Source organism: Cytophagales bacterium (assembly GCA_019456305.1).
Taxonomy (GTDB): Bacteria; Bacteroidota; Bacteroidia; order Cytophagales; family VRUD01; genus VRUD01.
The window spans coordinates 13745-37230 of record VRUD01000024.1; the positions used below are offsets into that span (position 1 = coordinate 13745).

Genomic DNA, 23486 nt, shown 5'->3' on the forward strand with positions numbered 1-23486 from the left:
AGAATAGAGCCAACTATAATTATGGCAGGCAGTTTTCGGGATTTAGCGGTCTAATTGCCAACTGCCTTTTGCTCCCGCCTGAGGCGGGACCAACTTTTTCAGAAATGGTATTCTGTAATAAAAAGATCATTGTAGGTGTATGCGGGAGCATTGCTGCTTACAAAACTGCCTGGTTGATAAGGCTTTTAATAAAAGCAGGGGCAGAGGTTCAGGTAATAATGACACGGGCTGCCTCTAAATTTGTTACACCGCTTACGTTATCTACCCTCTCAAAAAAACCCGTATTAACAGACTTCATAAAAAGTAAAACCGGTTTATGGAATGATCATGTAGCGCTGGGTCTGTGGGCTGATGCCTTTATTGTTGCCCCTGCCAGCGCCAATACCTTGGCGAAATTGGCCGGTGGTATTTGTGATAATCTGCTCAACGCAGTTTATTTATCCGCCAGGTGCCCTGTGTTTTTTGCTCCTGCAATGGACCTGGATATGTACCAACATCCTTCAACTCAAAATAATCTAAAAAAGCTCACTGCATTTCGCAATCATATCATTGATCCTGATTTTGGAGAATTGGCAAGCGGATTGACCGGAATTGGTAGAATGGCCGAACCTGAAAATATTTTTTCTTTTGTTGAACAATATTTGAATACTTCGAAAGATCTAAAAGGCAAAAAAGTATTGATAACAGCAGGTCCTACCCAGGAGGCGATTGACCCCGTAAGGTACTTAAGTAATCATTCAAGCGGTAAAATGGGATTTGCAATAGCTGAAAATATGGCTGATAAGGGTGCCAGCGTCATGTTGATAAGTGGACCTACACAACTGAACGCTAAAAATAAAAATATAAAGCTGACAAAAGTTACATCTGCTGATGAAATGTATGAAAAAGCGCTGAACGTTTTCCCTAAAATTGATATTGCCGTGCTTGCAGCTGCAGTAGCAGATTATGCTCCGGTAAACAGGGCTGAAAATAAAATCAGGAAAAATAATCAAGAGATCACAGTAAAAATGCACAAAACAATGGACACTGCTGCAACGTTGGGAAAAAATAAAAAGTCAAATCAAATCATTGTAGGTTTTGCCCTGGAGACTGAAAATGAACTGGAGCATGCTCAACAAAAGCTAAAAAAGAAAAACTTTGATCTCATTGTGTTAAATTCCCTGAACGATAAGGGTGCCGGCTTCGGACATGATACCAACAAAATAACAATCATCCACAAAAATAATAAAACCCGCGAATTTGAGTTAAAATCTAAAGAAGAAGTTGCTGAGGATATTGTAGGGGAAATTGTTAAATTGTTGAATTGTTAATATAAATAAAATAGAAAAATGCAATCTTTAAAACCACAATGGCAGTCTTTAGAATCACAATGGATATCTGAAAATCCCAAAGAGATAAATAAATATTTAGGACAGTGGATAGCTGTTTTTAAAGACAGAGGTATTATAGCAAGTGGAGATACTTTAAAAGAAGTTTATAAAGAATTGGAAATAAAGGAAATCTCAAATGCATAGGGCATAGCGCCCAATACTTTGCTACATCGGTTATATGCATTATTAATCATGAAACTAACTAAATTGTTCTTAATTGATTGCCTGCTGCCTACTGCTACTGCCAACTTTTTCATTATTGCCTACTGTCTACTGCCTTCTGCCAACTGTTTTCCCCAGGAATTAAATTGCAACATTATTCTCAACACCGAGAATATTCAAACTACCGAAAAAGAGATCTTTCAGGATATGCAGGCGGCTTTTTGGGAATTCATGAATAATCGCAGATGGACAAACGATATATTCAGGCCTGAAGAAAGGATTAACTGCAATCTTTTCTTTACTTTTACCGATATGCCTTCCATCAGCAGCTTTAAAGCTACGGTACAGATCCAGTCTACAAGGCCGGTTTATGGAACCGGTTATGAATCAATACTGCTTAACTTCGTGGATAAACAATGGAGTTTTAATTATACAGAATCCCAACCCCTGGAATTTAATGAAAACAATTTTACTGACAACATCACATCTTTATTAGCCTATTATGCATACATCATCATTGGCCTGGATTATGATTCTTTTTCAAAGCTTGGAGGTTCTGATTATTATGAAAAAGCGCTCAATATTGTCAATAATGCCCAGCAATCTTCTGCAGTTGGCTGGAGAGCATTTGACGGAAACAAAAACCGCTATTGGCTTAATGAAAATCTGATGAACCAGCAAATGCAGCCTTTCAGGGAAGGCTTATACCTTTATCACAGGCTGGCTTTTGACAATATGGCCAAGAACCCTGAACAAAGCAGAGCACATATAATCTCCGTATTGAATAAAATAAAAAAAGTAGAAAATATAAAACCCGGATCTTTTTTAGTCCGCACTTTCTTCGATGCAAAAGCTGATGAAATAGTCAATGTCTTTACAGAAGCCAGTCTTCAGCAAAAACAACAAGCTTTCAATCTGTTAAGGGAGCTGGATCCTACCAATGTGGAGAAATATGAGCAGATCATGAGGAATTAGTTATCAGTTGACAATAGACAAGTTGTAATTTTCCGTGTTAAATAAATCAATAGTGTAATAAAAGATGCTCAAAAAATAGAACGCTGATGACGCTGATTGAGCGGATTATAACGGATAAAATGGAATTAATCCATAAAGATATTACTGATAAAATTTTGAAAGCAACAAACATAGAAGTAGGATTACTTCTTAATTTTGGCAAAAAACCACAATTCGTAAGAAAAATATTCACAAATTAATCCGCGAAAATCAGCTAAATCAGTGTCATCAGCGTTCTATACTAAAATTACCAACATCGATGCTCAAACACCTCACAATAAAAAACTACGCATTAATAAAGCACCTCGAAATGCAGCCCTCCTCTGAATTTAATATCATCACCGGAGAAACCGGAGCCGGGAAGTCAATCATGCTGGGCGCTATAGGGCTGCTGCTGGGCAACAGGGCTGATACAAAAACGCTTTACGACAAATCCCAAAAATGTGTTATAGAAGGAAATTTTGATGTGACGGGCTACCCTGTTAAAGAAATATTTGAAGAGGAAGAGCTTGATTATGAAAATGAAACCATTATCAGGCGTGAAATAAATCAAAACGGCAAATCAAGGGCTTTTATCAATGATACACCCGTAATGCTGGAAACCCTGAAAAAAGTAGGCGACCAGCTCATTGATATCCATTCCCAGCACGAAACCATCTTGCTGGGCTCATCCAACTTCCAGTTAAAGGTGGTTGACTCGGTTGCCGGCAACCAGGAATTATTAAATGATTATAAGGAAATTTTTACTCAACACAAAACCCTGGAAACGGCATATAACGAACTTGTCAACAATGCGACCAATGCAAAAAAAGAGCTGGATTACCATTCATTCCTGCTCAATGAGCTTAATGAAGCGCACCTGGAGCCTGGTGAGCAGGAAACACTGCAGGAAGAGCTTAAGCTTCTTGAAAATGCGGAGGAAATTAAATCAAAACTTAACCTGCTGCTTGATCAGCTTTCAAATTCTGAGCAAGCGGTAACCGATACGCTCCATCATGCCGTAAATGAATTGGAAAAGCTTTGCTCATTTTCAGATAAATATGAAAACCTTAAAAAAAGAGCAGAAAGTTGTTTTATTGAGCTCAAAGATATTGTGGATGAAATAGAAAAACAGGATTCCAACATTGATTTTGATCAGGGTAAAACTGAGCAGGTACAGGAACGGCTTTCCCTCATATACAATTTACAACAAAAGCACCAGGTTAATTCAGTTAAAGACCTGTTGAATATTCAAATGGAGACGGAACTAAGGGTAAATAAAACGCTCAATCTCGATCAGGAGATTGCCACGCTTAAAGATAAGTTAGAGCATGCACAGAGCCAGTTAAAGAAAGCATCCAAACAGCTCACTGAAAGGAGAGCCGCTGTAATTCCAAAAATAGAGGAGAAGCTTACAAAATTGCTCACCGACCTCGGCATGCCAGATGCCACCATCAAAATTGAACACAACATCGCTGATCCCGGCATTAACGGGGCAGATAATATTACATTTCTTTTCAGCGCCAGCAAGGGAATTGAGCCAAAGGAGCTTAAAAAGGTAGCCTCTGGCGGTGAATTCTCACGGCTTCTGTTGTGCACAAAATATCTTATCGCAGATAAAACAGCGTTACCTACCATCATTTTTGATGAAATAGATTCGGGTATTTCAGGGGAGATCGCCATAAAAGTCGGCAATATGATGCAAGGTATGTCGCAAAACCACCAGTTGTTCACCATCAGTCATTTACCACAGATCGCTGCCCGGGGCACTGCTCATTATTTTGTTTATAAAGACAATACAAATGAAAAAGCAGTGAGCAGGATCAAAAAACTTACGAATGATGAAAGAATTGCTGAAATTGCGGAGATGATAGGAGGGGAGAAACCATCTTCTGCGGTGTTGCAAAATGCCAGGGAGATGCTTGCTGTTTGATTTTTAAAAAAAATTACTAACACCGGAATAAAAACTGATGCCGTTAAAAAATTAACCTGGCAGGACGTGTTTGAAAAAGAATATCAATTACCTCTCAAAGAAGATTAAATCCCAATTATTTTTCTATTTTCATAGCAGGATCAATTTTGTTGCTTTTAATGAACCCCTTAACAATTGATAACCCTATGTTACCGCATCCTATAATAGCTATTTTATTCCAATCCTATCACTTTAAGTGTCACAAAGCCAATTAATATTCCATTGTCAATTTTCTTTAAGTCAATTAGGAAACAATCATCACGTTCCTCAGTTAAACTCACCAGATAATCTTTAGCATACTGCTTAAAGTAAAATTCTTGCTGTTCAGGGTTCGCCCCTTTAACTATGGTATGAATATGCCTGGTGTCAGGATGTGTCACATAATCACCAGGTAAAATTGTCTTGACGGTAAATAGTCCTTCTTTATCTGTCAATACAATTCCGTTTAAACGAGCAGATGTTATATCATCTTCTATTTGACGATGGTATTCACCAGTATTATCTGTATGGTATAGATAGATGTTTTGATCAGGGATCGGATTCCCATTTTCTTTTTTCACCAATCTTCCACATATTATTAATGGAGTCCCTGTCTCTTGGTCATTGGTAATTTTAACTATATGTAAAGAGTCCAAGTTGAGATATTCCTCCATTAAGTGAAGTTCTGTGTCCGTTAATTCTATGATTGTTCTATCTTGCGCTGAACAATGTATCACAGAGAAAATGACTAATATTATAAGCGATTTTTTTTTCATCTTATTATGAATTTAAAAATATTACTATTAAGCAAGTTATACAGAGTGAAGAACAGTTTATGAAGACGCAAAGCGCATAGCGCATAGCGCATGGCATCTCCCGCCATGCGCCATGCGCTGTGCGCTATGCGCTTTGTGCTACGCGCCATGCGCTTTCACCGTCAGCGAAGTGCCGCTTTCTCCAATCACGACCACCTCTGTATTTTTATCTATAAACTCCCCCCTGCTATTTGCATCAAATAAGCTGCCTTCTATCATTACTTTACCGCTTGGCCGCAATACAGTATAGGTAGTTCCTTTGCTGCCGGTCATTGGTTGCGTGGTAAATTTAGATGTGAATCCTTTTTTTGACTCAAGTTTTTTCAGCAAAGCGATTTTTTGAAACATTTTGCTGTTGAAAAATTTTACGCCTCCAACCGTTATCACCAGGATACCACCGGTTAACCCGATAAATAAAGTAAGAGCCGCATTGTAAATTTCATCAGTATTTACATAAGAAAAGTCAAACAGGTCGTTACTGATCATAACCAAAATCAAGGAAAAAAAGGTGAGTATGATCCCGGAGATCCCTGCAATGCCAAACCCGGGTATCACAAGCACTTCCAAACCAATAAGTACCAATCCTGCAAAAAACATGGCTATTTCCCAATGCGCTGCCAGTCCGTTCAAATAGTAGGGAGAAAAATAGAGGGTAGCGGCTATGATAGATGCTATAAGCGGGAAACCGACACCGGGCGTTTGCAGCTCAAAATATATGCCCATTATTATGACCATCATCAGGATACCGCTTACAACCGGATTTAAAAAAAATGCAATGACTTTTTCAGCGCTGCCGAGCTTAAAATGTATTAATTCATAATTTTCTATTTTGCATTTTGCCAGGATGTCTTCAATTGAATTGACTTCTCCTTCACAGAACCCGTTTTTTATTGCTTCTGATGTAGTAAAAGTGACTACCTGCCCTACCTGAGAGACACTATCAACCCCTAATTTTTCCTCTACCATTGCCTCTGCAATTTTTGGGTCCCTGCCTTTTGCTTCGGCAGTTGAACGCATCATTGACCGCATATATGATTGGTATTTATCAGGCGCAGCTTTACCATCTTCCGTTACTACCGTTGCAGCGCCAATATTGGCGCCCGATACCATGTAAATACTATCGCAGGCAATAGAGATCAATGCTCCTGCCGAGGCGGCATTATTATTGATAAAAACATAAACAGGTATAGCTGAATTTAATATCCTGGTTCTGATAGTATCAGCATCAACCACGATACCCCCATAAGTATTCATATCAATGACGATATAGTCTGCATCTATGCTTTTTGCTTCTTCAAAAGCCAGCTTAATATACCTGCTCATTCGCGGGTCTATCTGCGCTTTGATCTCTATTACCAAAACTTTGACGCGGCTGTCAATGGCTGAAAAGCTACTGAACAGCAAAATGGTAAAAAGTATTATCGTCCTGAACATGATCTTTTTAGTTTTTAGTTACCCCGCGCACCCCGCATATAAATTTTATGTGCGGGGTTATGGTTAATTAGTGTCTGTCTCTAAAGTCACTTTTTCATAAGAATAGCACCCTGATTTATCAGGGTGAAAAAACGAGAAGTACCATTTTTCAGTCCGTTTTAACGGACTTTAATCACTTTGAATATCCAATTATTGAAGTCCGTTAAAACGGACTTAGAGTTTATTTTTTTGATTATTAATACTTTTCATAAAAATAGTTTAATTTTGCCTAAAATTAAATAATTTAATTGATAAAAGAAAATTATAATATTAACAAACAAAACGGATACTCATTAAACGCTATGTGCAGAACTAAATTCTTGTTATTATTTTTCCTGTTTTCTATAACCTGTTTACAATTGACCATAGCCGATTGTAAATTGTTAAGTGTTCCCACCGAATACCCGGGTAGGGCAACTGATTCAATAGGTGTAGTGAAAAAAAATGGTAAGGTTTATATTCTTCATAAAGTAGAGCCAAAGGAAACACTTTATGGGCTTAGCAAAAGATATGGCATTCCAGTAGAAGAAATAAAGGAGGCAAATCCTGAAATAGAACAGGGTTTGAAAATTGCCCAGGTGATCCGGGTACCTCTTATTAAAAATACCGAAAGTATTAATAAAAGTACAACTGCTTCAATATCCAAAGGTAAGAAAATACATGTAGTGAAGCAATCTCAAACTTTATTTAGTATTTCCAAAATGTATGGGATTACGGTAGATGATATAAAAAAATGGAATGATTTACCCGGTAATGACATTAAGATCGGCCAGCCATTGGTTGTTGGGAAAAGTTTGAAGAACAAAACACTGACCAATAATGAAAAAGTATCTTCCGAAGGCAATAAGAAAGATGATCAATCGGAGATAGTACAAAAAACACATTCCAATACCGGTATATCTGAAAAGGAGAGTAACGTAGTTTATACCAAAACGGGCGGCTATAAAAAAGTGATAGAAAAAGGGCTTGCAGAAATGATCAGTGACAAAGATTTTGATAACACCAAATATTTAGCGCTTCACCGAATAGCGCCAGTTGGCACGATCATGCATGTAAAGAATGCGAAAAACGGTGTAAGCGTGTTTGTCAGGATCATCGGTACACTCTCAGATAACCAAACCAATGAAAATGTGGTCTTAAAGATCTCAAAAAAGGCCTTTGATCGCCTTTTTGCCGAAGATAAAAAGTTTGCAGTGGTGATTTCGTATATTCCGTAAATTAGTTTAATGCCAATCCCGAGTACTCGGGGTGCGGGGTTGCAATGGAAATCCCATTTCAAAAAGTAACCGGTATTAACCGCTATTAACCTTTATTAACCGATATTAACTGAATTATTGTTTAAATACTCTTTATTATGAAACTTAGTACTACAGCTACCCTGATATGGTTGTTCATCTCTACAGGGCAGGCTTTTGCCCATAAGCAAGGTTTAAAAGATTCTACTGTCAGTGAGAACCGCAGCTACAACTTTTATGTTAACAGGCAAATAAATTATAATGAGGCAAGCCTTACAGTAGATATTGCAAAGGGCAGTAAAATTGTTTTTGAATATGTATATGATAGTGGAGGTGATGCGCGTGTTGACGCAAACTATAGGGAAAAAATTGTATTTGAAATTGATTCTGGTGACGGGCTCTTCCAAATTACTGATTCTTCTATAGTACAGTTTAATGTTTACTACGGACAACTTTGCATGTGCGTTGACAGAGGTTATCAACAGGTGAAAAAAGGATCTGTGCAAGGCATGATATTAGAAAATGGGAATTGGTATCTTGAAGTTGACCTGGTTGCTATCGGGAGAAATTCTAAAAAAGAATATCAACATAGTTTCGAGGCAGAGTTTATAAGATCATCAAAATAATAATATGAGACCTAAAACAGTAAAGTTTTCTAAAGCTGCAAACTCTGATTTTAACAGAACGTTAAGACAAAGAGTTAACGAATATTTCATAGCTAATAATATTTCTAAATATGCAGATTCAGGAATGGTTTGGAAAACAATTTTTATGACCGCATTATATTTCATTCCCTATGCTTTTATAATTTCAGGCATTTTCATCAATACCTGGATTATTTTCAGCTTGTGGATCATTATGGGAATTGGAATAGCAGGTATCGGTTTATCTGTTACTCACGATGCAATTCATGGGGCATATTCACCCCAAAAGAAGGTAAATATGTTCCTTGGTTATTTATTGAATATCATTGGTGGAAGTGCAGCAAATTGGGAAATTCAGCATAATGTGCTTCATCATCGTTTCACCAATATAGACGGTTTTGATGAGGATATAACACCCGTAAAGGTATTGCGTTTCTCTCCTCATCAAAAGCGATATTTTATTCATAGAATACAACATATTTATGTATGGTTTTTTTATGGTTTAATAACGTTGTCCTGGGTTTTAATGAAAGATTATGACCGGATATTCAAATATGAAAAAATGGGCATGTTTAAGGAGCAAAATAAAACTTTAAATGGATTATTAATTGAAATCGCCATAACTAAGCTGTTTTACTACTTCTATATGATTGTGATACCAATGTTGGTATCACCTGTACCCTGGTGGCAAACTTTAGCCTTTTTCTTTTGTATGCATTTTGTAGCCGGATTGATGTTAGGATGTGTATTTCAGCCTGCACATGTGATGCAAACATCTGAATATCCTGTGCCGGACCTGGGTGGAAATGTGAAAAATGATTGGTCAATACATCAAATACTTACAACGGCCAATTATTCCCCTTCCAGTAAATTATTATATTGGTTTGTCGGAGGACTAAATTATCAAATAGAACACCATTTATTTCCAAATATTTGTCATATTCATTACAAAAAGCTATCAACAATTGTTAGAGAAACAGCACTGGAATATGGATTGCCTTATCATAGCCAACCAAGTTTTACCTGGGCACTTTGGTACCATGCTAAAATGCTCAGGTATCTGGGCACAAATGATAAGTTTTGAAAAAAGACCTGGTTGCTATCGGGAGAAATTCTAAAAAGGAATATCAACGTAGTTTCGAGGCAGAGTTTATAAGATCATCAAAATAATATACCATTTTATGGTTGTAATCCACCCAAAAATGACTGTATTACAACCATAACGTGGTATCCATAAACAAGTTACCTACAATAGCCCGCCTAAAAACTGACATGTTTAAAAATAGGGTGAATCATTAACAGTTGGACACAAAAGTTGTTAATAGAAACGTCAACAGTTCTTTGACAAGTACGTGGATTGAAAAAAAATTAAAAAAGCCCGCCCTCAGAGATTTTTATTTAATCTTCTGCCAACACTCAGCAAGCACATTCAAATTTTGCTTTGAGAGTATTTATTTTTCAAGGTAAAGCAAAATTTGAAAGAGCTTGTTTTTGCAAACGCACAAAAAAATGTTGAAAACTTTTTAAAATAATCCATTGACATTTTACAAATCTGTAGTATTTTTGACAAAATTTGACAAGTCATTATCAAGCAAGACATGGTAACTATAAATTCAATAACGGAAATAGGTCAATATCTCAGAAACAGAAGAACAAAAAAAGGCCTAAGATTATTTGATGTGGCAAAGGGAACTGATATTGACACTACAATGTTGAGTAAGATAGAAAGAGGCGAACGTCTTCCGACATTTGAACAAGTTAAACGAATTGCTGATTTTTTTGGAATTTCTGAGAAAACCCTCAGAATTCAAGTGACAGCGAAAAAAATAATCAAAGAATATGGGCTTAATGAAACAACCCTAAACGCTGTTAAACTTGTTAAGGAACAAGTTATTCCTTATCTAAAAAAAAAGAAAAATGAAAAAACTGGTTAAAGACAACATAGAATTATGTTTGCAAGAGGCTTTGGAGGGAATGTCAAAATATCCTGATAATTCCTTTGACATGGCTATTTGCGACCCTCCTTATGGTGCATCAACAAGGGCATCTTGGAAGTACGACAGAGAGAAAAAACTCAATGGGTTTGGCGGGAACTGGAATCTCGCTAATCACGATTGGGATTTGCTGACAGGTAACGAAATTTTCGCATTCGCTTATCAATGGCTTTCAGAACTCAAACGACTTGTTAAACCGACCGGTTCGATATGGATTCACTCCACTTACCATAATTCCGGTTTCGTTAATGTAATTTGCCAATTGCTTGAATTAGAAATAATCAATGAGGTTGTATGGTACAAGCGAAACGCTTTCCCAAATCTTGCTAGAAGACGACTAACCGCAAGCCATGAAACAATCCTTTGGGTACACACCGGAGGCAATAAACGTCAATATACTTTTAATTATGAAGATGTAAAACAGGTACGTTTCAAGGGAGACAACCTAAAGGAACCCGGAAAGCAACTCAGAACAGTTTGGGACATCCCGAATAACAAAAACAAGAATGAAATAGCTTTCGGCAATCATCCCACACAGAAACCATTAAGATTATCAGACCGATTACTAATGATTTCAGGAACCAAAGGCGGTAAACTTCTCGTGCCTTTTGCAGGTTCAGGAACAGAACTGATTGCAGGGCTGAAATACGGTATGGAAGTCGTTGGCTTTGAAACAAATCAGGAATATATTGACCTTGCTGAAAAACGATTGAACGAATATCTGGAAGTCACGAAAAGCCAATTAGTATTAGAATGTTGAAACCAAATTCCAAAGTCGAGGCGGTAATAAAATGGTCAGGCAGCAAGCGACAAGTCGCCCCCCAAATAGGCCGTTTAATCCCTAAAGTCACCAAAAGGTACTTTGAACCGTTTATCGGAAGTGGTGCTATGCTGCCATTCCGCAAAGCACAGGTAGGCATTGCTGGGGATATCATTACCGAACTCGTTGACCTTTGGAATACTATAAAAAACGAACCTGAAAAAACTGCCATAGAATATCTACAGCGTTGGAGCAGATTGCAAGCAGAAGGTTATCAGGTTTACTATGAAGTGAGGGACTCTTTCAATGCGATGAGAAATCCTCACGATTTTCTTTTTCTTACGAGAACCTGCGTCAATGGCCTTATTAGGTTCAATTCAAATGGCGACTTCAATAATTCATTTCATTTAAGCAGACCCGGTATAAATCCGGAAAAACTGAAAGAGATAATATTTAAATGGCATTATTTCATCCAAGACGTTACTTTTCAAAACACCGATTACCGAACCACCCTTGACAGTGTGGAAAAGGATGATTTCATTTTTCTTGACCCTCCCTATGGTGGAACCAAAGGCCGATACACGAAAGACGAATTTTGTCTTGATTCCTTTTTCAATGAATTGCAACGGCTCAATTCGCTTGGGGCTAACTGGATTCTCACATTTGACGGAGTTGCCGGAGAAAGAGAATATGATTACAAGTTACCGGAGGAACTTTACGAAAACAAAGTGTTAATTAAGACAGGCAACTCACCGTTTACTAAAATGATGAAAACAAACATAGATGCGGTGTACGAATCAGTGTATCTTAACTTCAATCCCCCCACTAAACTGCTCGGCAATTTTCATCAAGAGGTTAGCAAAGAACCCACAATGTTTTGAAGTTTTCAGGTGAAGTATTGACACTTCCTTTTCACCTTTGAACTCCAGAGCAATTGCAATGTCCAATTTTCCTTTTTTCATTGCGGCCACTAACTGGCTATCATCACCGTAGCAAAACGCACCAGCAGAAAACGATTGGAACTTCTTTACTGGTGCTGCACTATCAGTATAAGCCCTCCATTCCCCATTTAATGACCTGTAGGCATTTGGCTGGCTGCACAGAATATCCTTTAAAAACATATTTAGACGAGTGCCTACATCTTTTTCCAAATCCCTTGATACGTTCTTTGATTCCATCGCGATATAAATCTCATCGCCATCGTAAAGCTGTATGGCACAATCAGGACGTTTCCTGTTAGAACCGGAAACTCTGGGCAAAGAAGTCCACTTATATTCCTGCTTCTTAACCTTATCGAAAACCAGTATACCACTCCAATCGCCACCAGGAGGATTGCACATTGCCTCATATATCCCATGCTTTTCTTGATGTGAAAAGAGAACATGCAACACAGTATCAACATCATATTCCGAAAAGTGATTGGGGACATTATTGGAAATCGGAATTGAAATTTTCTTGGTTCTCTTTTTAAATGCTCTTTCCTCGATATGATAGAGAGGCCCATGCTTGGAAGTAGTACTGTCCGCAAAGACCATGTTGCTCAAATTCAATATCGCCTCCCACAAACCGTTGGTTTCTGCTAATCTCGCAGGGTTTGTCTTGAAAGTATCCCAAGTGCTTTTTATCGCAGGGCCGGAAACAATCGTCAGAATTTTGATGTCATTACCGAAAACCATTCGCGCCAATGGCACCAATCCCCGGTCAGGTCGCGAATCATCCCCTCTTGGCTTGAAACCCGTAATCCAAACCACAACCAACGGTTCTTTAAGCACTTTCAATTCGTTAATGAAATCACCCACATCTTTACCATAGATGGTCTTAAATATCTTCACAAATTCACGTAATTCATCTTTAGATATTAGGCATATCGGAATCTCCTTAGCGCCAATCGAAATGCAATCAATCTTTTTGATTTTTCCTGACAGCTTGTCAAAATTCCGTGTAACATTAACCTTCCCCGACCGCTTGCGCTTCCATTTCTGCACCACATCGTCAGTTGCAAGCCATTCCGCTCTGTCTTTGCCAGTCACAGCATCAAGGAACTCATCCCATTGTTTCCCTTTAAGTGTATCAATTCGCTTCCGTTCTTTTGCAAGTATTCTTACCAACGAAAGCCCTTTTTTCTTCAATGCCTCAAATGCATCGGAATGATTGTTTCCATCAATGATTGCTTTCAGCAATACCAAGCTATCTTCAAGGCCAAAGACCAGCTGGAATTTATTTCGTAAATCTTCTGTAATAGCTGGATGCGCTTCATAAACCGGAAGGCATACCACATCGAGAGATACACTTGCAGACAAGTAAGAAAACGGAACAATCGGATTTGGGAACCTTGGTGCTTTTACAACCCTATTCTCGTCCAGTTCTACACCTCCAACCTCTGCATAGTAGAAATACGGGATTCCCAATTCCGCACAAGTAACTGCTCTACCACTTCTTTGCCAGGCATTGTTACCAGCAGGAAGTGCGTTACAATATTCAATAGCGAGAACAATTTCCTCATTTCCGTCTACTTCTTTTGTAATGTAGGCATCGGTGGCTTCCCGGATTGGCGCTTTTTCCAAAGTTAGTGCACTTTGGATACTTGTTCCCCATCTCCCATGTCCCGAATAAAGCGTTGCATCAAACTTAGCATTGCCGCTTACATTAACCCGAAACTGAGGACAATACAAATTATCCGAAATCCTCTCCACAGTAGCACCATACGCTCTTACAATAAGTTCTAAAGTGCGTTCGCACTCAATGATATTGTCACCGTGAATTCTGAGTTTCATTGATTTTCTACCGAATAAACACCTAAAAAAGCACCCGGCAAAAGTAGTCATTATATTAGGGAATTAATCATCCCTGTTTTGCCTATATGCTGCGCTTTTGCACGGAAAATCGTTGCATCACTGTTTATTCAATGATTTATCCTTATTTTCTGCTGATTTTTACTTACCGCTTCTCAATTCTTAAACATTGCTTTCCCATAAGCATAAGCGTTGGTGCTCAGGCGGTTCCGTTCAACTCAATTTTATCCGCAATTTATGCTTACTTTGCCACTCTGAATTATATTTTTTTGCGTAAATTGCGGATAAAATCCTAAATGTTAGGGGCAATAATAAAAAGACAGATGACAACAATGACGACAAAAAAGAAATCGACAAAAATACCACCTAAGACAGAGGCGGAAGTAATGTTTAAATCGAACTTACAATGTTGTGTTTGCCAAAAAAAAGGCGACCATATTCACCATTTGGACAGTGTTAGAACTAACAACGACTTTGACAACCTTGCTTTACTATGCTTTAAACATCATAATTTTGCGACAATTAAAGGAAGCTTGAGTAAAAAACTTTCTCGACAAGCAATAATCAAATTTAGAGAACATCATTATCAAGTCATCGAAAACGAAAGACAAAAAACGCTTGGGGCACTTAATAATCCAATCATAGAATTGAACGAAGAAGCCCTTTTGACAGCATCAAAAAATGCAATAATCATAATAGAAATTGAAAAAATAAAAGAAGAATACTTCAGTGCAAATTGGGACAAAAGAGAAAAAATAATAGGACAACTGAATAAATTTTCCAACCATTCTAATTTCCGGATAGCATTTGAGGTTTTTGAATTTCTCTCAGAAGCCGCAGGTCAGACAAGAGGGGGAATGACATATAATATGGCAACTTCCATTTTTGGTACTGCCCTTGACTTCTCTCCTTCATTACACGATGAAGAAAAAAGAGAACAAGCAATCCAAATTGCAAAACAATGTATTCATATCGGAGACAACATTGCTTATGACGCTTTTATTCATTTACGGAATTTGGCAGTAGCAATGTGGGGGTTGACTATAATCAAATTTATTTATCGTAAAGCAAAGGAAAATAATATTCAAGAATTGAAGGACGAAATTAATCGTACCTACAAAGAATTAGAAGCAACACTTCGCAGACCTGAAAGAACTGATTTAGAAAATGCACAGGAAATGCTTAAAGTGTTTAAGGACGACCTAGACGAATGGAGTTTGAGTTTTCCTCCTCTACCAAATCGTCTAATGAAAATTATTGACACAGACAATAAAAAATAGAAACTATGACAAAATTTACAATCGGAGCATACGAATTAGAACAAGCAACCGCGACTAACTTTGCCGACATTATCTCAATCATTAAAGGTCGCTCAATCGTTTCTGGTGCGGACTGGGAACAAGGCGACAGATTTGAATTAGGGCTTAGCGGAAATTTAATGCTTCGCTTTTTTCGGACTGACACGAATATGACTGTGAATTTGATTAGCACAAGAAACAAAGATGAAAATCCCACACTTGTAATTGATATGGGAGATATGGGACAGAGAGTTCCAATTTCCGTAATTGAAACCAAACTGAATGGTTTAAGGACACTTTATGCAATCTACTTTCTCATACACAACGACAGAGCACAAGAATTACAATCATATTTAATTCAGCATCCACAAGGAGACATTGAGAAAGCACTTTTAAAAGAAGATGAGCAACTTTACATTGAAAGCATTTCGTACGGTTCGTGGATTTTGACAGTTTGGGGAAAAACAAAAAAAGCATACAAAGCAATTGTATCAACTGCTGGACTTGTATTTGTGCGTGGACGAGAAGCATTTTTGAGCAAACTTGAGGCGGACTCTCGATTAAAAAATGCAGAAGCTGATTTAAAAACGGTTGAAGTTAAAGACAAACAATTTGAACTACATAAAAAACAGTTTGACTATTTACTTGAAGCAAGTGAAAAAATGGACATTCCAGAAGTAAAAAAACAATTAAAACGCAGAATGATTCAAGCGACAAAAAATTTTACTCTCGGGGACAAGAGCGACAGCGATTCATTCAGACAACTTGAAGAATAAATTACTGCCCCTAACAGCGCATATATTTCATCGCGGTTGACGAGAATATTCATACCTTAGCGTTTTCAATAATCGGTTGGTTTCTGAGACGGTGACGTAGTTCTCAAACCGCAACGAAACATATGCGCGGCCGTTCAATGTTTTATTTAAACCAGGGATTTGGTCCATTTTTTGACATAATCCCCAATAATAATATGAGACCTAAAATGGTAAAATTCTCTAAATTTTTTCCAAGGCTTCGTTTGTAAAAAAATTTAGACCTTCCGTTCATTTATTCATGCACACAAATTGGAGAATCCTTAAAGAATTTTTAGATCAAAAAGCAGCGTTATATAACAGACCCGATTTTATCCCAAACGACCCCATCTCAATTCCCCATCAATTCACAAAAAAGCATGATATTGAGATCATGGGATTTTGGGCTGCCATCCTTGCCTGGGGGCAGCGTAAAACCATCATTAATAAATGTAATGAATTGATTAAATTAATGGATGGCGCTCCTTACGACTTCATTATGAATCATAAAGAGAGCGATCTGAAACCATTTTTGAACTTTAAGCACAGAACATTTAATGCGACCGATACGCTCTATTTTATTGCTTTTTTCAAAGATTATTATTCTAAAAATGAATCGCTTGAAGACGCCTTTACGTGTGAGATGGCACCCCTAACGGGTGACCACCCGAAAGGGTGGTATGATGCCACCCCTAACGGGCGACCACCCGAAAGGGTGGCAAGATGGGAGATGGAAAAAGCATTAATCAACTTTCACAACCTGTTTTTTAGCCTTGATGACTACCCTCACAGAACGAAAAAGCATATTCCAACTCCGGCAAAAAAATCTGCTTGTAAACGGTTGAATATGTTTTTGAGGTGGATGGTTAGAAAAGACGATAAGGGCGTAGATTTTGGTATTTGGCAGATGAAACCTTCACAATTAGTTTGCCCTTGTGACGTGCATGTGGATAAGACAGCCCGCAAATTGGGTTTAATTACCCGTAAGCAAACCGATTGGCTCACTGCTTTAGAGCTAACGGAAAATTTAAAGCAATTTGATCCTGACGATCCCGTGAAATATGATTTTGCATTGTTTGGAGTGGGAAAGTTTGAGATGGCGGAATTCGAATTGGGGATTGCGGATTTTAGATGTTAATTTAATTCAAATCTGCTTATCAAACTCCTCCTCCCCATCACCCCCTTTTTTCCTACTATTATCAAATTCTGCTGATCAGGCCAAAAGCTATATGCTCTGACAAGCGTTAGTTTAAATTCATTTGGAAGGGACATGTGTTTGATCTTTTCACCTGTATGCTTATCAAATTCAACAAGCTCTATTTTATTCAAACCTGATAAAGTTATATCGGATGAAGCATAGAGAAAACTTAACTTATCTTTGAAGTTTTCAGCTACAAAAGAAACGGAATTAAGCCCATCATAAGCTGCATTTACCTGGGATTTTAGATGAAAATTTTCCCATTTAAGCTGTCCGGTTGAGTCAAAAGAAAATATCAAAATTCCTTCCGTTTTTATCAGGGCGCTTCTTTCATACCAGTTTGAAATGTTCTTTAAACTTTTTATGTACAGGTACCCATAAAGAGACATATACCTGTTTTCCAGTACAAATAATGCTCCTCCATTTTGATTTATCCTGAAGCCGGCAATTTCATAATTCATCCAGCTTTCCGGGCCATATAAAGATGTTTCCTGCTGTCTGGCGCTATCAATTCGTTTTACTAAATCTTGAGATATTTCATAAAAATTAATTTCTTCCACCTCTGAGGTTTCAAAATTAAACCTGGAATACATGACTCCAATGAGCTGATTATCAAGTAAGTTCAAATTAGCTACATAGACGATCTTATCATCAACGATTAATAATTTAAAATCTTCACGGCTATTATTGGTTCGTTCAATTTCAAGCAGGTTACTTTCTTTTGTTGTCAGATCATACTGTATCACAATTATCCTGCCCGTTGCATCTGCATTAAGAATATAAATGTCTCCAGGGTTGTTCAAAAAAATGCCATAGTTTGCATAATTATCTAATGGAATAACGGCTTCATTAATTTTCTCAAAGCGATTATCAAAAATTTTCACGTTTGCATAGAGGCGTTCCTTGCTATAATCATAACGCCAGGCAATAAACTTTTTTTTATCCGGGGAAAAGCCGGTATAGTATTCATATTGTAATGGCGTGATAAAGTTTTTTCTTATTCCGGAATTAATAAGGTCCTGGAACGTTTCTTTTACGCTACCCTTGCTATATGCATTCTGCCATTTTTCCACAGCAACAGAGTCCAGCTCCTTATACCATATTTTTTTGCCTTTCTTAAGGTCAAATCCATAGACAAACAGCTTACTGAAGTACTGATCATGATTGTGAACAACGGAGAGCAGTACAATTTCCCCGTTATGATAGATCAGATCTTTATGATCTTCATATTTTTCAACTGTAAGCCTGGTTTTCCATTTGGGTACTAAATTAAGATCATAACGTTCCAGTAAGTATAGAGATTTTCTCCCGGTAAGGTTTCCTTTTGTTTTAGAGAGGGTGATAAAATCTGTATCAGAGATCTTAATAAGCTCAATACGTCCGTCCGGCTCTCTATATGGGCAGCTTAATGAGAATAGTTGTTGGGATACGAGAGTTTGGGCAAAGCCCCCCTTAGTCTCCCCGAACCCCGCACATAAAATTAATAGTAAAAACAAACAAATAAATCTCTTTGAAAAATTTATGTGCGGGGCGAAGGGGGGAAATAGGAAAATGCAAAGTGAAATTTTACTCCATGAGATATTACAACTAAAAAAATATATTTGAATAAATTTTGTGAAACCACCTTCTTTTCTTAGATTCAAGTAACAAATGCAACTGAATTGAGATGATTGAAGGAATATTTGCCAAAACATCTTAGTTAATGGTTATTGGTTTTTAGTTTTAGTTTTTCAAATTTGCATTTATTACTTGAATCCACTTTTTTATTCATGTGCCCGGAGCGGGAGTCGAACCCGCACGGAGTTGCCTCCACTGGTTTTTGAGACCAGCGCGTCTACCAATTCCGCCATCCGGGCATTTTTATTTGGTGATTTAGTTGATTTCCCATTTGTTGATTTTAGACTTGCAAATTAATTTAAAACGAATTAAAAATCGGTTTTACGCAGCGAAAAGGCAACCGATTTTTCGGAGAATAATTTTTTAGTATTTTTCCAGACTTCTTTAAAAAGTTCAGAGTTTCTGTATTCATTAAGGCATTTCTCATTTTCCCATAAGCTGTAAGTTACAAAAATATTATCCTGATGATAATCTTTCATAAGCTCTAAATGAGTACAGCCCTTGAAATTCCTGATCTTGCTCTTAGAATCCTTAAATATCTTCAAAAACTTCTCTACATTTTCTTCTTTAAAAGTCATTCTGACGATTCTTACAAGCATGATATTTACTTAGTATAAAATGTTACAGTTACTACAGAATCATACGTCAGGTATAGCGCTTCCGAGGCGTTCCATTTGTTAAAAGCTATTTCGAGCAAAGCATTGCTGTTAAACAGACATACACATTCGCCCCCTTCTACCTGATTATATACTTTTGAAATATTTTCAATAATTTCACTTCCAAAAGCTATCTTATATTTTCTTCCTTTTTTACACCTTTCAAAGGTGTTTACGTCAATATTGGTTACCAGGTTTCCATAGCTGTCTATATGTATCACCTGTCCTGATAGTTGGTCTTTTGTAACCTTCAATTGCCGGTTAAGCATTTGTTTCATGCTTTTAATTTTCTGTCCCAGATCCCGGATATTGCCCTCATTGGCTAAAATGATGGCAGCGGGTGCAAAAATGTCTTTTTCAGGAAAAGCAGTTGATGCAGCCAGCCCTAAATCCCTCTCGCCACTATTTCTTACCGAATCGGTGAGTCGGTGAATCGGTGAATCGGTGAATCGCTTCGTTTTACTGCTCTCCGTTTCTCCGGTTCCCCGTTTCTCCGATTCAGGGGGGCTTGGAGTTATAAGGGGGCTGCTGGATAATTCTACTATTATATCAGGTTTTTTATCACTTATCAAAGAAAATAATCCATTGTCGGCTCCTATAAAATAATGATTTTCTAACTTTATAGAAATAAATTTGTCTTCTCTTTGGTCAAGAGAATTGATTGATACAATATGGATCGTATTTTCAGGGAATTCCCTAAAGACAGCATGAAGGATATAGGCTCCATATGCTATATTCCACGCCTCAACCGAATGACTAATATCTACGATTGAAGCGTTGGGAATTGAGCTGTAGATCTTTGCTTTTACCGCAGCAATGTAGTGATCCTTATCTCCAAAATCCGATAGAAAAGTGATCAATGGCATTTTTGATAATTTGATAATTCGCTAATTTAAATTAAAAACTGAAACTAATTTGTAAATTTATTATCTTTGTCATAATATTGCACTAACAAATGCCTAAAAGAGCTAAAATTAAAAAATGCCTGAAATTAAGGCGTAAAAATTGATACAGAACTAAAATTTTAGGTATTTTAAAATTTACAAAATATTGGTAGAAAAAATTATCACACTTGACAATGTATCTCTGGTGGATTTTCTCGGTATAGAAAATCATAATATCAAACAGATAGCGGCTTCGTTCCCACAAAGTAAAATTGTTTCCAGAGGTAATGAAATAAAAATAAAGGGAAGCCCGCCTGAAATAATCAGGATCAACGATATATTGAATGGGCTTATTGCCCATTATCAAAAGTATGGAAAAATAACCCCGGAAAATATAAAAACTTATCTTGACAAGACTTCCCAGGACTTAAGCAGCGCCCCTGAAGAGGAAATTATAATTTATGGAAATAAAGGCATAGCCATTAAGCCAAGAACAGGAAACCAGGCAAAGCTTGTTAAAAGCGTTCAAAAAAATGATCTTGTATTTGTAATTGGACCGGCAGGTACGGGGAAGACCTATATTTCAGTAGCCCTGGCTGCAGGAGCTTTAAAAAACAAGGAAGTAAAAAGAATAATCATTACAAGGCCGGCAGTTGAAGCCGGTGAGAATTTAGGATTTTTACCGGGAGATATGAAGGAAAAGGTTGATCCCTTTTTAAGGCCTGTCTATGATGCATTAAACGATATGGTTCCTCCTGAAAAGCTGAAGTATTACCAGGAAAACCACATCATTGAAATTGCCCCCCTGGCATATATGCGGGGCAGAACATTGAGCAATGCCTTTATCTTGCTCGATGAAGCACAAAACACCACTACCATGCAAATAAAGATGTTCATGACCAGGATGGGCGCTAACTCAAAAATGATCATCACAGGAGACCCTACCCAGATCGACCTGCCAAAAGATCAAAAATCAGGTTTGATAGAGGCTATGGCTATTTTGAAAAATATAAAAGATATAAGTTACGTAAAATTGGACTCCAGCGATGTGATCAGGCATAGGTTGGTGAAAGATATTGTAGATGCCTATGGAAAATGGACTCCTAAAAAGTAAAATCACCAAACCTGCCCGCCTGTCTGGCGGACAGGCCATTCACAAAGCCAATACAAGGCAGGCGGGGCACTCAATTCCTAAATCACCAAAATTAGTACAAGGAATACGTACTATCACTTATTTCCCTAAAACATATTTTAGAGCGGTATGAAATTAGAGCAGTTAATAGAATCCATTGAGCTTACACAAAACTCCTTACAGCAAAAGGCATTAAGCGCGGTAAATCAGTTGGCTACCATCCGTAATTGGCTGATTGGCTACTACATTGTTGAATTTGAGCAAAAGGGTGAAGAAAGGGCTAAGTATGGGGATAAGCTACTAAAAACACTCTCAAAAGAATTGAAAAATCAGCAAGTAGTTGTAAATATTGAAGATACCATATGGAATAAATCAAATTAGCTGGAAATTCTATTACCTTTACAAAGTAAAATTTAGGAATTCTATTTTAAACAGAAATATGCCAATTTCAGCAGAGAGAGAAGTTTTTCAAATAAAAGAGATTGAACCTGTCAAGCCATCTGATTTGTTAGAAGCCAATTTATATGATGAAGATTTATCTTTCAATGGTTTTGACACTCAACACTCGATGCACGCTATCCATCCCTATATAGCTGCAATGAATCCCCCTCTTGCCAGAAAGCTGATACAAACTTATGTGCCAGAACCGGAAAGCGTACTTGATCCGTATTGTGGGGGAGGTGGAGTGCTTCTTGAAAGCACATTGCTTGGCCGGGAGAATGCTGGAGGTGATATAAATCCGCTAGGCGTATTAATTAGTAAAGCGAAAACAACATATATCTCTCCAAGAATAATAGAGATGGCATATAAAAATATCCTTTCACTAAGTCAGAAATTAACGAATCAATTCAGTATCCACTTTGATCGCCAATTAAATTACTGGTTCAAGGAATATACAATCCCCCAAATAGATTCATTAGCAAAAGCAACAAACAAGGTTACGAATGATGATCTTAAACTTAAAAATTTATTTCATGTTATCCTTTCTGCATCGATCAGAGATGTTATGCTCACATATAGAGGTGAAGTGCGGCTGAGGAGATTACAAGGTGATGATCTTGAAAAATTTAACCCGGACATTTATAAAGCATTTGCTAAAAGATATACTATCGCTGTTGAAAGAATTGATACTCTCCCTCCTGGTTGTGAATCGAATATTGAAATAAGGGATATAAAGAATCTGTCATTTGATTCAGAGCAGTTTCATTCTATTATCTGTTCTCCTCCATATGCAGATGATAAAAATGGTGTGGGGTACTTTCAGTTTTCAAAAAATATGCTGGCTTGGTTGGGTTTTGCCCCTGATGATATTAAAAAACATAAAGATCTGTTTTTAGGGGCAGAGAAGAATAATAAAATTTCACCTGAATCAGAATCATTAGCAATATCCTTGGAGAATATCAATAACAGAAACACGAAACATTATAAAGAAGCTGTTGCTTTTTATCATGATTATGATCTAGGGCTAAAAGAAATGGTACGAGTAACTAAAAAATGGATAATAATAGTAATCGGAAACCGGGTACTGTCAAGAACTCAATTTAATAATGCTCAAATTACAGTGGATTTGCTTAATAATCATGGGGTTGAGCTTAAGCACCATTATACAAGAGAACTAAGAAAAAAGAGAATGATGAATCTCGGTAATGACGGTGGTGGTATATCCAAGGAACATATTCTTGTCTTTAAAAAATAAAGACAATATTGCATTTAATACTTAT

23 protein-coding genes, 1 tRNA gene and 1 pseudogene are annotated in these 23486 nt (G+C 37.3%); 17 read left to right on the plus strand and 8 right to left on the minus strand.

What is annotated here, in order from left to right; translation table 11 throughout:
- Window positions 1-104 precede the first annotated feature (104 nt).
- The 5 genes and pseudogenes from coaBC (at window position 105) to recN (ending at window position 4458) form a co-directional block, all read left to right on the plus strand.
- On the plus strand, window positions 105-1310 hold the full coding sequence (gene coaBC, locus FVQ77_06915; protein ID MBW8050060.1) for a bifunctional phosphopantothenoylcysteine decarboxylase/phosphopantothenate--cysteine ligase CoaBC: 1206 nt from the start codon (window positions 105-107) through the stop codon (window positions 1308-1310).
- 18 nt (window positions 1311-1328) lie between these two features.
- Window positions 1329-1514 carry a hypothetical protein gene (locus FVQ77_06920; protein ID MBW8050061.1) on the plus strand — a complete coding sequence of 62 codons (186 nt, stop codon included), beginning with the start codon at window positions 1329-1331 and terminating at the stop codon, window positions 1512-1514.
- A gap of 48 nt (window positions 1515-1562) precedes the next feature.
- The gene (locus FVQ77_06925) at window positions 1563-2507 is read left to right on the plus strand and encodes a DUF4835 family protein (protein MBW8050062.1); all 945 of its coding nucleotides are present in this window, start codon (window positions 1563-1565) and stop codon (window positions 2505-2507) included.
- A 155-nt stretch (window positions 2508-2662) separates the two neighbouring features.
- A pseudogene (locus tag FVQ77_06930) lies at window positions 2663-2746 on the plus strand (GxxExxY protein).
- A 59-nt stretch (window positions 2747-2805) separates the two neighbouring features.
- The gene (gene recN / locus FVQ77_06935; GenBank protein MBW8050063.1) at window positions 2806-4458 is read left to right on the plus strand and encodes a DNA repair protein RecN; all 1653 of its coding nucleotides are present in this window, start codon (window positions 2806-2808) and stop codon (window positions 4456-4458) included.
- A gap of 115 nt (window positions 4459-4573) precedes the next feature.
- Here the strand turns inward: recN and FVQ77_06940 are convergent, their stop codons facing one another.
- The 3 genes from FVQ77_06940 to FVQ77_06950 all read right to left on the minus strand — a co-directional run bounded on the left by FVQ77_06940 (window position 4574) and on the right by FVQ77_06950 (window position 6725).
- Entirely contained in the window at window positions 4574-4669 is a 96-nt protein-coding gene (locus FVQ77_06940) for a hypothetical protein (GenBank protein ID MBW8050064.1), read from the minus strand.
- Between the two features lies 1 nt (window position 4670).
- Window positions 4671-5252: a hypothetical protein gene (locus FVQ77_06945; protein ID MBW8050065.1), complete on the minus strand. Its 582-nt coding sequence runs from the start codon at window positions 5250-5252 to the stop codon at window positions 4671-4673.
- A 138-nt stretch (window positions 5253-5390) separates the two neighbouring features.
- Window positions 5391-6725: a nodulation protein NfeD gene (locus FVQ77_06950; GenBank protein ID MBW8050066.1), complete on the minus strand. Its 1335-nt coding sequence runs from the start codon at window positions 6723-6725 to the stop codon at window positions 5391-5393.
- 341 nt (window positions 6726-7066) lie between these two features.
- Here FVQ77_06950 and FVQ77_06955 point away from each other — a divergent pair, with 341 nt between their 5' ends.
- From FVQ77_06955 to FVQ77_06980, 6 genes are all read left to right on the plus strand, one after another.
- On the plus strand, window positions 7067-7981 hold the full coding sequence (locus tag FVQ77_06955) for a LysM peptidoglycan-binding domain-containing protein (protein MBW8050067.1): 915 nt from the start codon (window positions 7067-7069) through the stop codon (window positions 7979-7981).
- Window positions 7982-8118: 137 nt separating this feature from the next.
- Complete coding sequence (locus FVQ77_06960; GenBank protein MBW8050068.1) at window positions 8119-8625, plus strand: hypothetical protein; 507 nt, start codon at window positions 8119-8121, stop codon at window positions 8623-8625.
- Window positions 8626-8629: 4 nt separating this feature from the next.
- The gene (locus tag FVQ77_06965; protein ID MBW8050069.1) at window positions 8630-9727 is read left to right on the plus strand and encodes an acyl-CoA desaturase; all 1098 of its coding nucleotides are present in this window, start codon (window positions 8630-8632) and stop codon (window positions 9725-9727) included.
- Window positions 9728-10241: 514 nt separating this feature from the next.
- Complete coding sequence (locus FVQ77_06970; protein ID MBW8050070.1) at window positions 10242-10577, plus strand: helix-turn-helix transcriptional regulator; 336 nt, start codon at window positions 10242-10244, stop codon at window positions 10575-10577.
- Window positions 10578-10617: 40 nt separating this feature from the next.
- Complete coding sequence (locus FVQ77_06975; protein MBW8050071.1) at window positions 10618-11397, plus strand: site-specific DNA-methyltransferase; 780 nt, start codon at window positions 10618-10620, stop codon at window positions 11395-11397.
- The gene (locus FVQ77_06980; GenBank protein ID MBW8050072.1) at window positions 11391-12278 is read left to right on the plus strand and encodes a DNA adenine methylase; all 888 of its coding nucleotides are present in this window, start codon (window positions 11391-11393) and stop codon (window positions 12276-12278) included. The genes FVQ77_06975 and FVQ77_06980 overlap by 7 nt, the downstream gene beginning before the upstream one ends.
- Here FVQ77_06980 and FVQ77_06985 read toward each other — a convergent pair.
- Window positions 12195-14171, minus strand: a complete 1977-nt coding sequence (locus tag FVQ77_06985; GenBank protein ID MBW8050073.1) for a hypothetical protein — start codon at window positions 14169-14171, stop codon at window positions 12195-12197. The two genes, FVQ77_06980 and FVQ77_06985, sit on opposite strands and share 84 nt — an antisense overlap.
- Before the next feature lie 350 nt (window positions 14172-14521).
- On the opposite strand from FVQ77_06985, the gene FVQ77_06990 reads away from it, so the two are divergent.
- From FVQ77_06990 to FVQ77_07000, 3 genes are all read left to right on the plus strand, one after another.
- Window positions 14522-15469, plus strand: a complete 948-nt coding sequence (locus FVQ77_06990; GenBank protein MBW8050074.1) for an HNH endonuclease — start codon at window positions 14522-14524, stop codon at window positions 15467-15469.
- Between the two features lie 5 nt (window positions 15470-15474).
- Window positions 15475-16263 carry a hypothetical protein gene (locus tag FVQ77_06995; GenBank protein ID MBW8050075.1) on the plus strand — a complete coding sequence of 263 codons (789 nt, stop codon included), beginning with the start codon at window positions 15475-15477 and terminating at the stop codon, window positions 16261-16263.
- 277 nt (window positions 16264-16540) lie between these two features.
- The gene (locus FVQ77_07000) at window positions 16541-17416 is read left to right on the plus strand and encodes a TIGR02757 family protein (GenBank protein ID MBW8050076.1); all 876 of its coding nucleotides are present in this window, start codon (window positions 16541-16543) and stop codon (window positions 17414-17416) included.
- Here FVQ77_07000 and FVQ77_07005 read toward each other — a convergent pair.
- From FVQ77_07005 to FVQ77_07020, 4 genes are all read right to left on the minus strand, one after another.
- Window positions 17413-18972 carry a hypothetical protein gene (locus FVQ77_07005; GenBank protein MBW8050077.1) on the minus strand — a complete coding sequence of 520 codons (1560 nt, stop codon included), beginning with the start codon at window positions 18970-18972 and terminating at the stop codon, window positions 17413-17415. The two genes, FVQ77_07000 and FVQ77_07005, sit on opposite strands and share 4 nt — an antisense overlap.
- 276 nt (window positions 18973-19248) lie before the next feature.
- A tRNA-Leu gene (locus tag FVQ77_07010) sits at window positions 19249-19332 on the minus strand.
- Window positions 19333-19401: 69 nt separating this feature from the next.
- On the minus strand, window positions 19402-19692 hold the full coding sequence (locus tag FVQ77_07015; protein ID MBW8050078.1) for an antibiotic biosynthesis monooxygenase: 291 nt from the start codon (window positions 19690-19692) through the stop codon (window positions 19402-19404).
- A 5-nt stretch (window positions 19693-19697) separates the two neighbouring features.
- The gene (locus FVQ77_07020; protein ID MBW8050079.1) at window positions 19698-20615 is read right to left on the minus strand and encodes an SAM-dependent chlorinase/fluorinase; all 918 of its coding nucleotides are present in this window, start codon (window positions 20613-20615) and stop codon (window positions 19698-19700) included.
- A gap of 184 nt (window positions 20616-20799) precedes the next feature.
- On the opposite strand from FVQ77_07020, the gene FVQ77_07025 reads away from it, so the two are divergent.
- The 3 genes from FVQ77_07025 (at window position 20800) to FVQ77_07035 (ending at window position 23461) form a co-directional block, all read left to right on the plus strand.
- Window positions 20800-21747, plus strand: coding sequence for a PhoH family protein (locus FVQ77_07025; protein ID MBW8050080.1), 948 nt, complete (start codon window positions 20800-20802; stop codon window positions 21745-21747).
- A gap of 147 nt (window positions 21748-21894) precedes the next feature.
- A complete protein-coding gene (locus FVQ77_07030) occupies window positions 21895-22146 on the plus strand; it encodes a DUF1016 domain-containing protein (protein ID MBW8050081.1) in 252 nt (83 codons plus the stop codon).
- 58 nt (window positions 22147-22204) lie between these two features.
- Complete coding sequence (locus FVQ77_07035) at window positions 22205-23461, plus strand: hypothetical protein (protein MBW8050082.1); 1257 nt, start codon at window positions 22205-22207, stop codon at window positions 23459-23461.
- The last annotated feature ends 25 nt before the right edge of the window (window positions 23462-23486 follow it).

Excerpts from the sequence above, each read along its gene's own strand:
- FVQ77_06990 (MBW8050074.1), top strand. The coding sequence starts at position 14,522 with ATGACGACAAAAAAGAAATCGACAAAAATACCACCTAAGACAGAGGCG.
- FVQ77_07000 (MBW8050076.1), top strand. The coding sequence starts at position 16,541 with ATGCACACAAATTGGAGAATCCTTAAAGAATTTTTAGATCAAAAAGCA.
- FVQ77_07035 (MBW8050082.1), top strand. The coding sequence starts at position 22,205 with ATGCCAATTTCAGCAGAGAGAGAAGTTTTTCAAATAAAAGAGATTGAA.
- FVQ77_06925 (MBW8050062.1), top strand. The coding sequence starts at position 1,563 with ATGAAACTAACTAAATTGTTCTTAATTGATTGCCTGCTGCCTACTGCT.
- FVQ77_06985 (MBW8050073.1), bottom strand. The coding sequence starts at position 14,171 with ATGAAACTCAGAATTCACGGTGACAATATCATTGAGTGCGAACGCACT.
- FVQ77_07015 (MBW8050078.1), bottom strand. The coding sequence starts at position 19,692 with ATGCTTGTAAGAATCGTCAGAATGACTTTTAAAGAAGAAAATGTAGAG.
- FVQ77_07030 (MBW8050081.1), top strand. The coding sequence starts at position 21,895 with ATGAAATTAGAGCAGTTAATAGAATCCATTGAGCTTACACAAAACTCC.
- FVQ77_06955 (MBW8050067.1), top strand. The coding sequence starts at position 7,067 with ATGTGCAGAACTAAATTCTTGTTATTATTTTTCCTGTTTTCTATAACC.
- recN (MBW8050063.1), top strand. The coding sequence starts at position 2,806 with ATGCTCAAACACCTCACAATAAAAAACTACGCATTAATAAAGCACCTC.
- FVQ77_06920 (MBW8050061.1), top strand. The coding sequence starts at position 1,329 with ATGCAATCTTTAAAACCACAATGGCAGTCTTTAGAATCACAATGGATA.
- coaBC (MBW8050060.1), top strand. The coding sequence starts at position 105 with ATGGTATTCTGTAATAAAAAGATCATTGTAGGTGTATGCGGGAGCATT.
- FVQ77_06995 (MBW8050075.1), top strand. The coding sequence starts at position 15,475 with ATGACAAAATTTACAATCGGAGCATACGAATTAGAACAAGCAACCGCG.
- FVQ77_06945 (MBW8050065.1), bottom strand. The coding sequence starts at position 5,252 with ATGAAAAAAAAATCGCTTATAATATTAGTCATTTTCTCTGTGATACAT.
- FVQ77_06965 (MBW8050069.1), top strand. The coding sequence starts at position 8,630 with ATGAGACCTAAAACAGTAAAGTTTTCTAAAGCTGCAAACTCTGATTTT.
- FVQ77_06960 (MBW8050068.1), top strand. The coding sequence starts at position 8,119 with ATGAAACTTAGTACTACAGCTACCCTGATATGGTTGTTCATCTCTACA.
- FVQ77_06975 (MBW8050071.1), top strand. The coding sequence starts at position 10,618 with ATGTCAAAATATCCTGATAATTCCTTTGACATGGCTATTTGCGACCCT.
- FVQ77_06980 (MBW8050072.1), top strand. The coding sequence starts at position 11,391 with ATGTTGAAACCAAATTCCAAAGTCGAGGCGGTAATAAAATGGTCAGGC.
- FVQ77_06970 (MBW8050070.1), top strand. The coding sequence starts at position 10,242 with ATGGTAACTATAAATTCAATAACGGAAATAGGTCAATATCTCAGAAAC.
- FVQ77_07020 (MBW8050079.1), bottom strand. The coding sequence starts at position 20,615 with ATGCCATTGATCACTTTTCTATCGGATTTTGGAGATAAGGATCACTAC.
- FVQ77_06950 (MBW8050066.1), bottom strand. The coding sequence starts at position 6,725 with ATGTTCAGGACGATAATACTTTTTACCATTTTGCTGTTCAGTAGCTTT.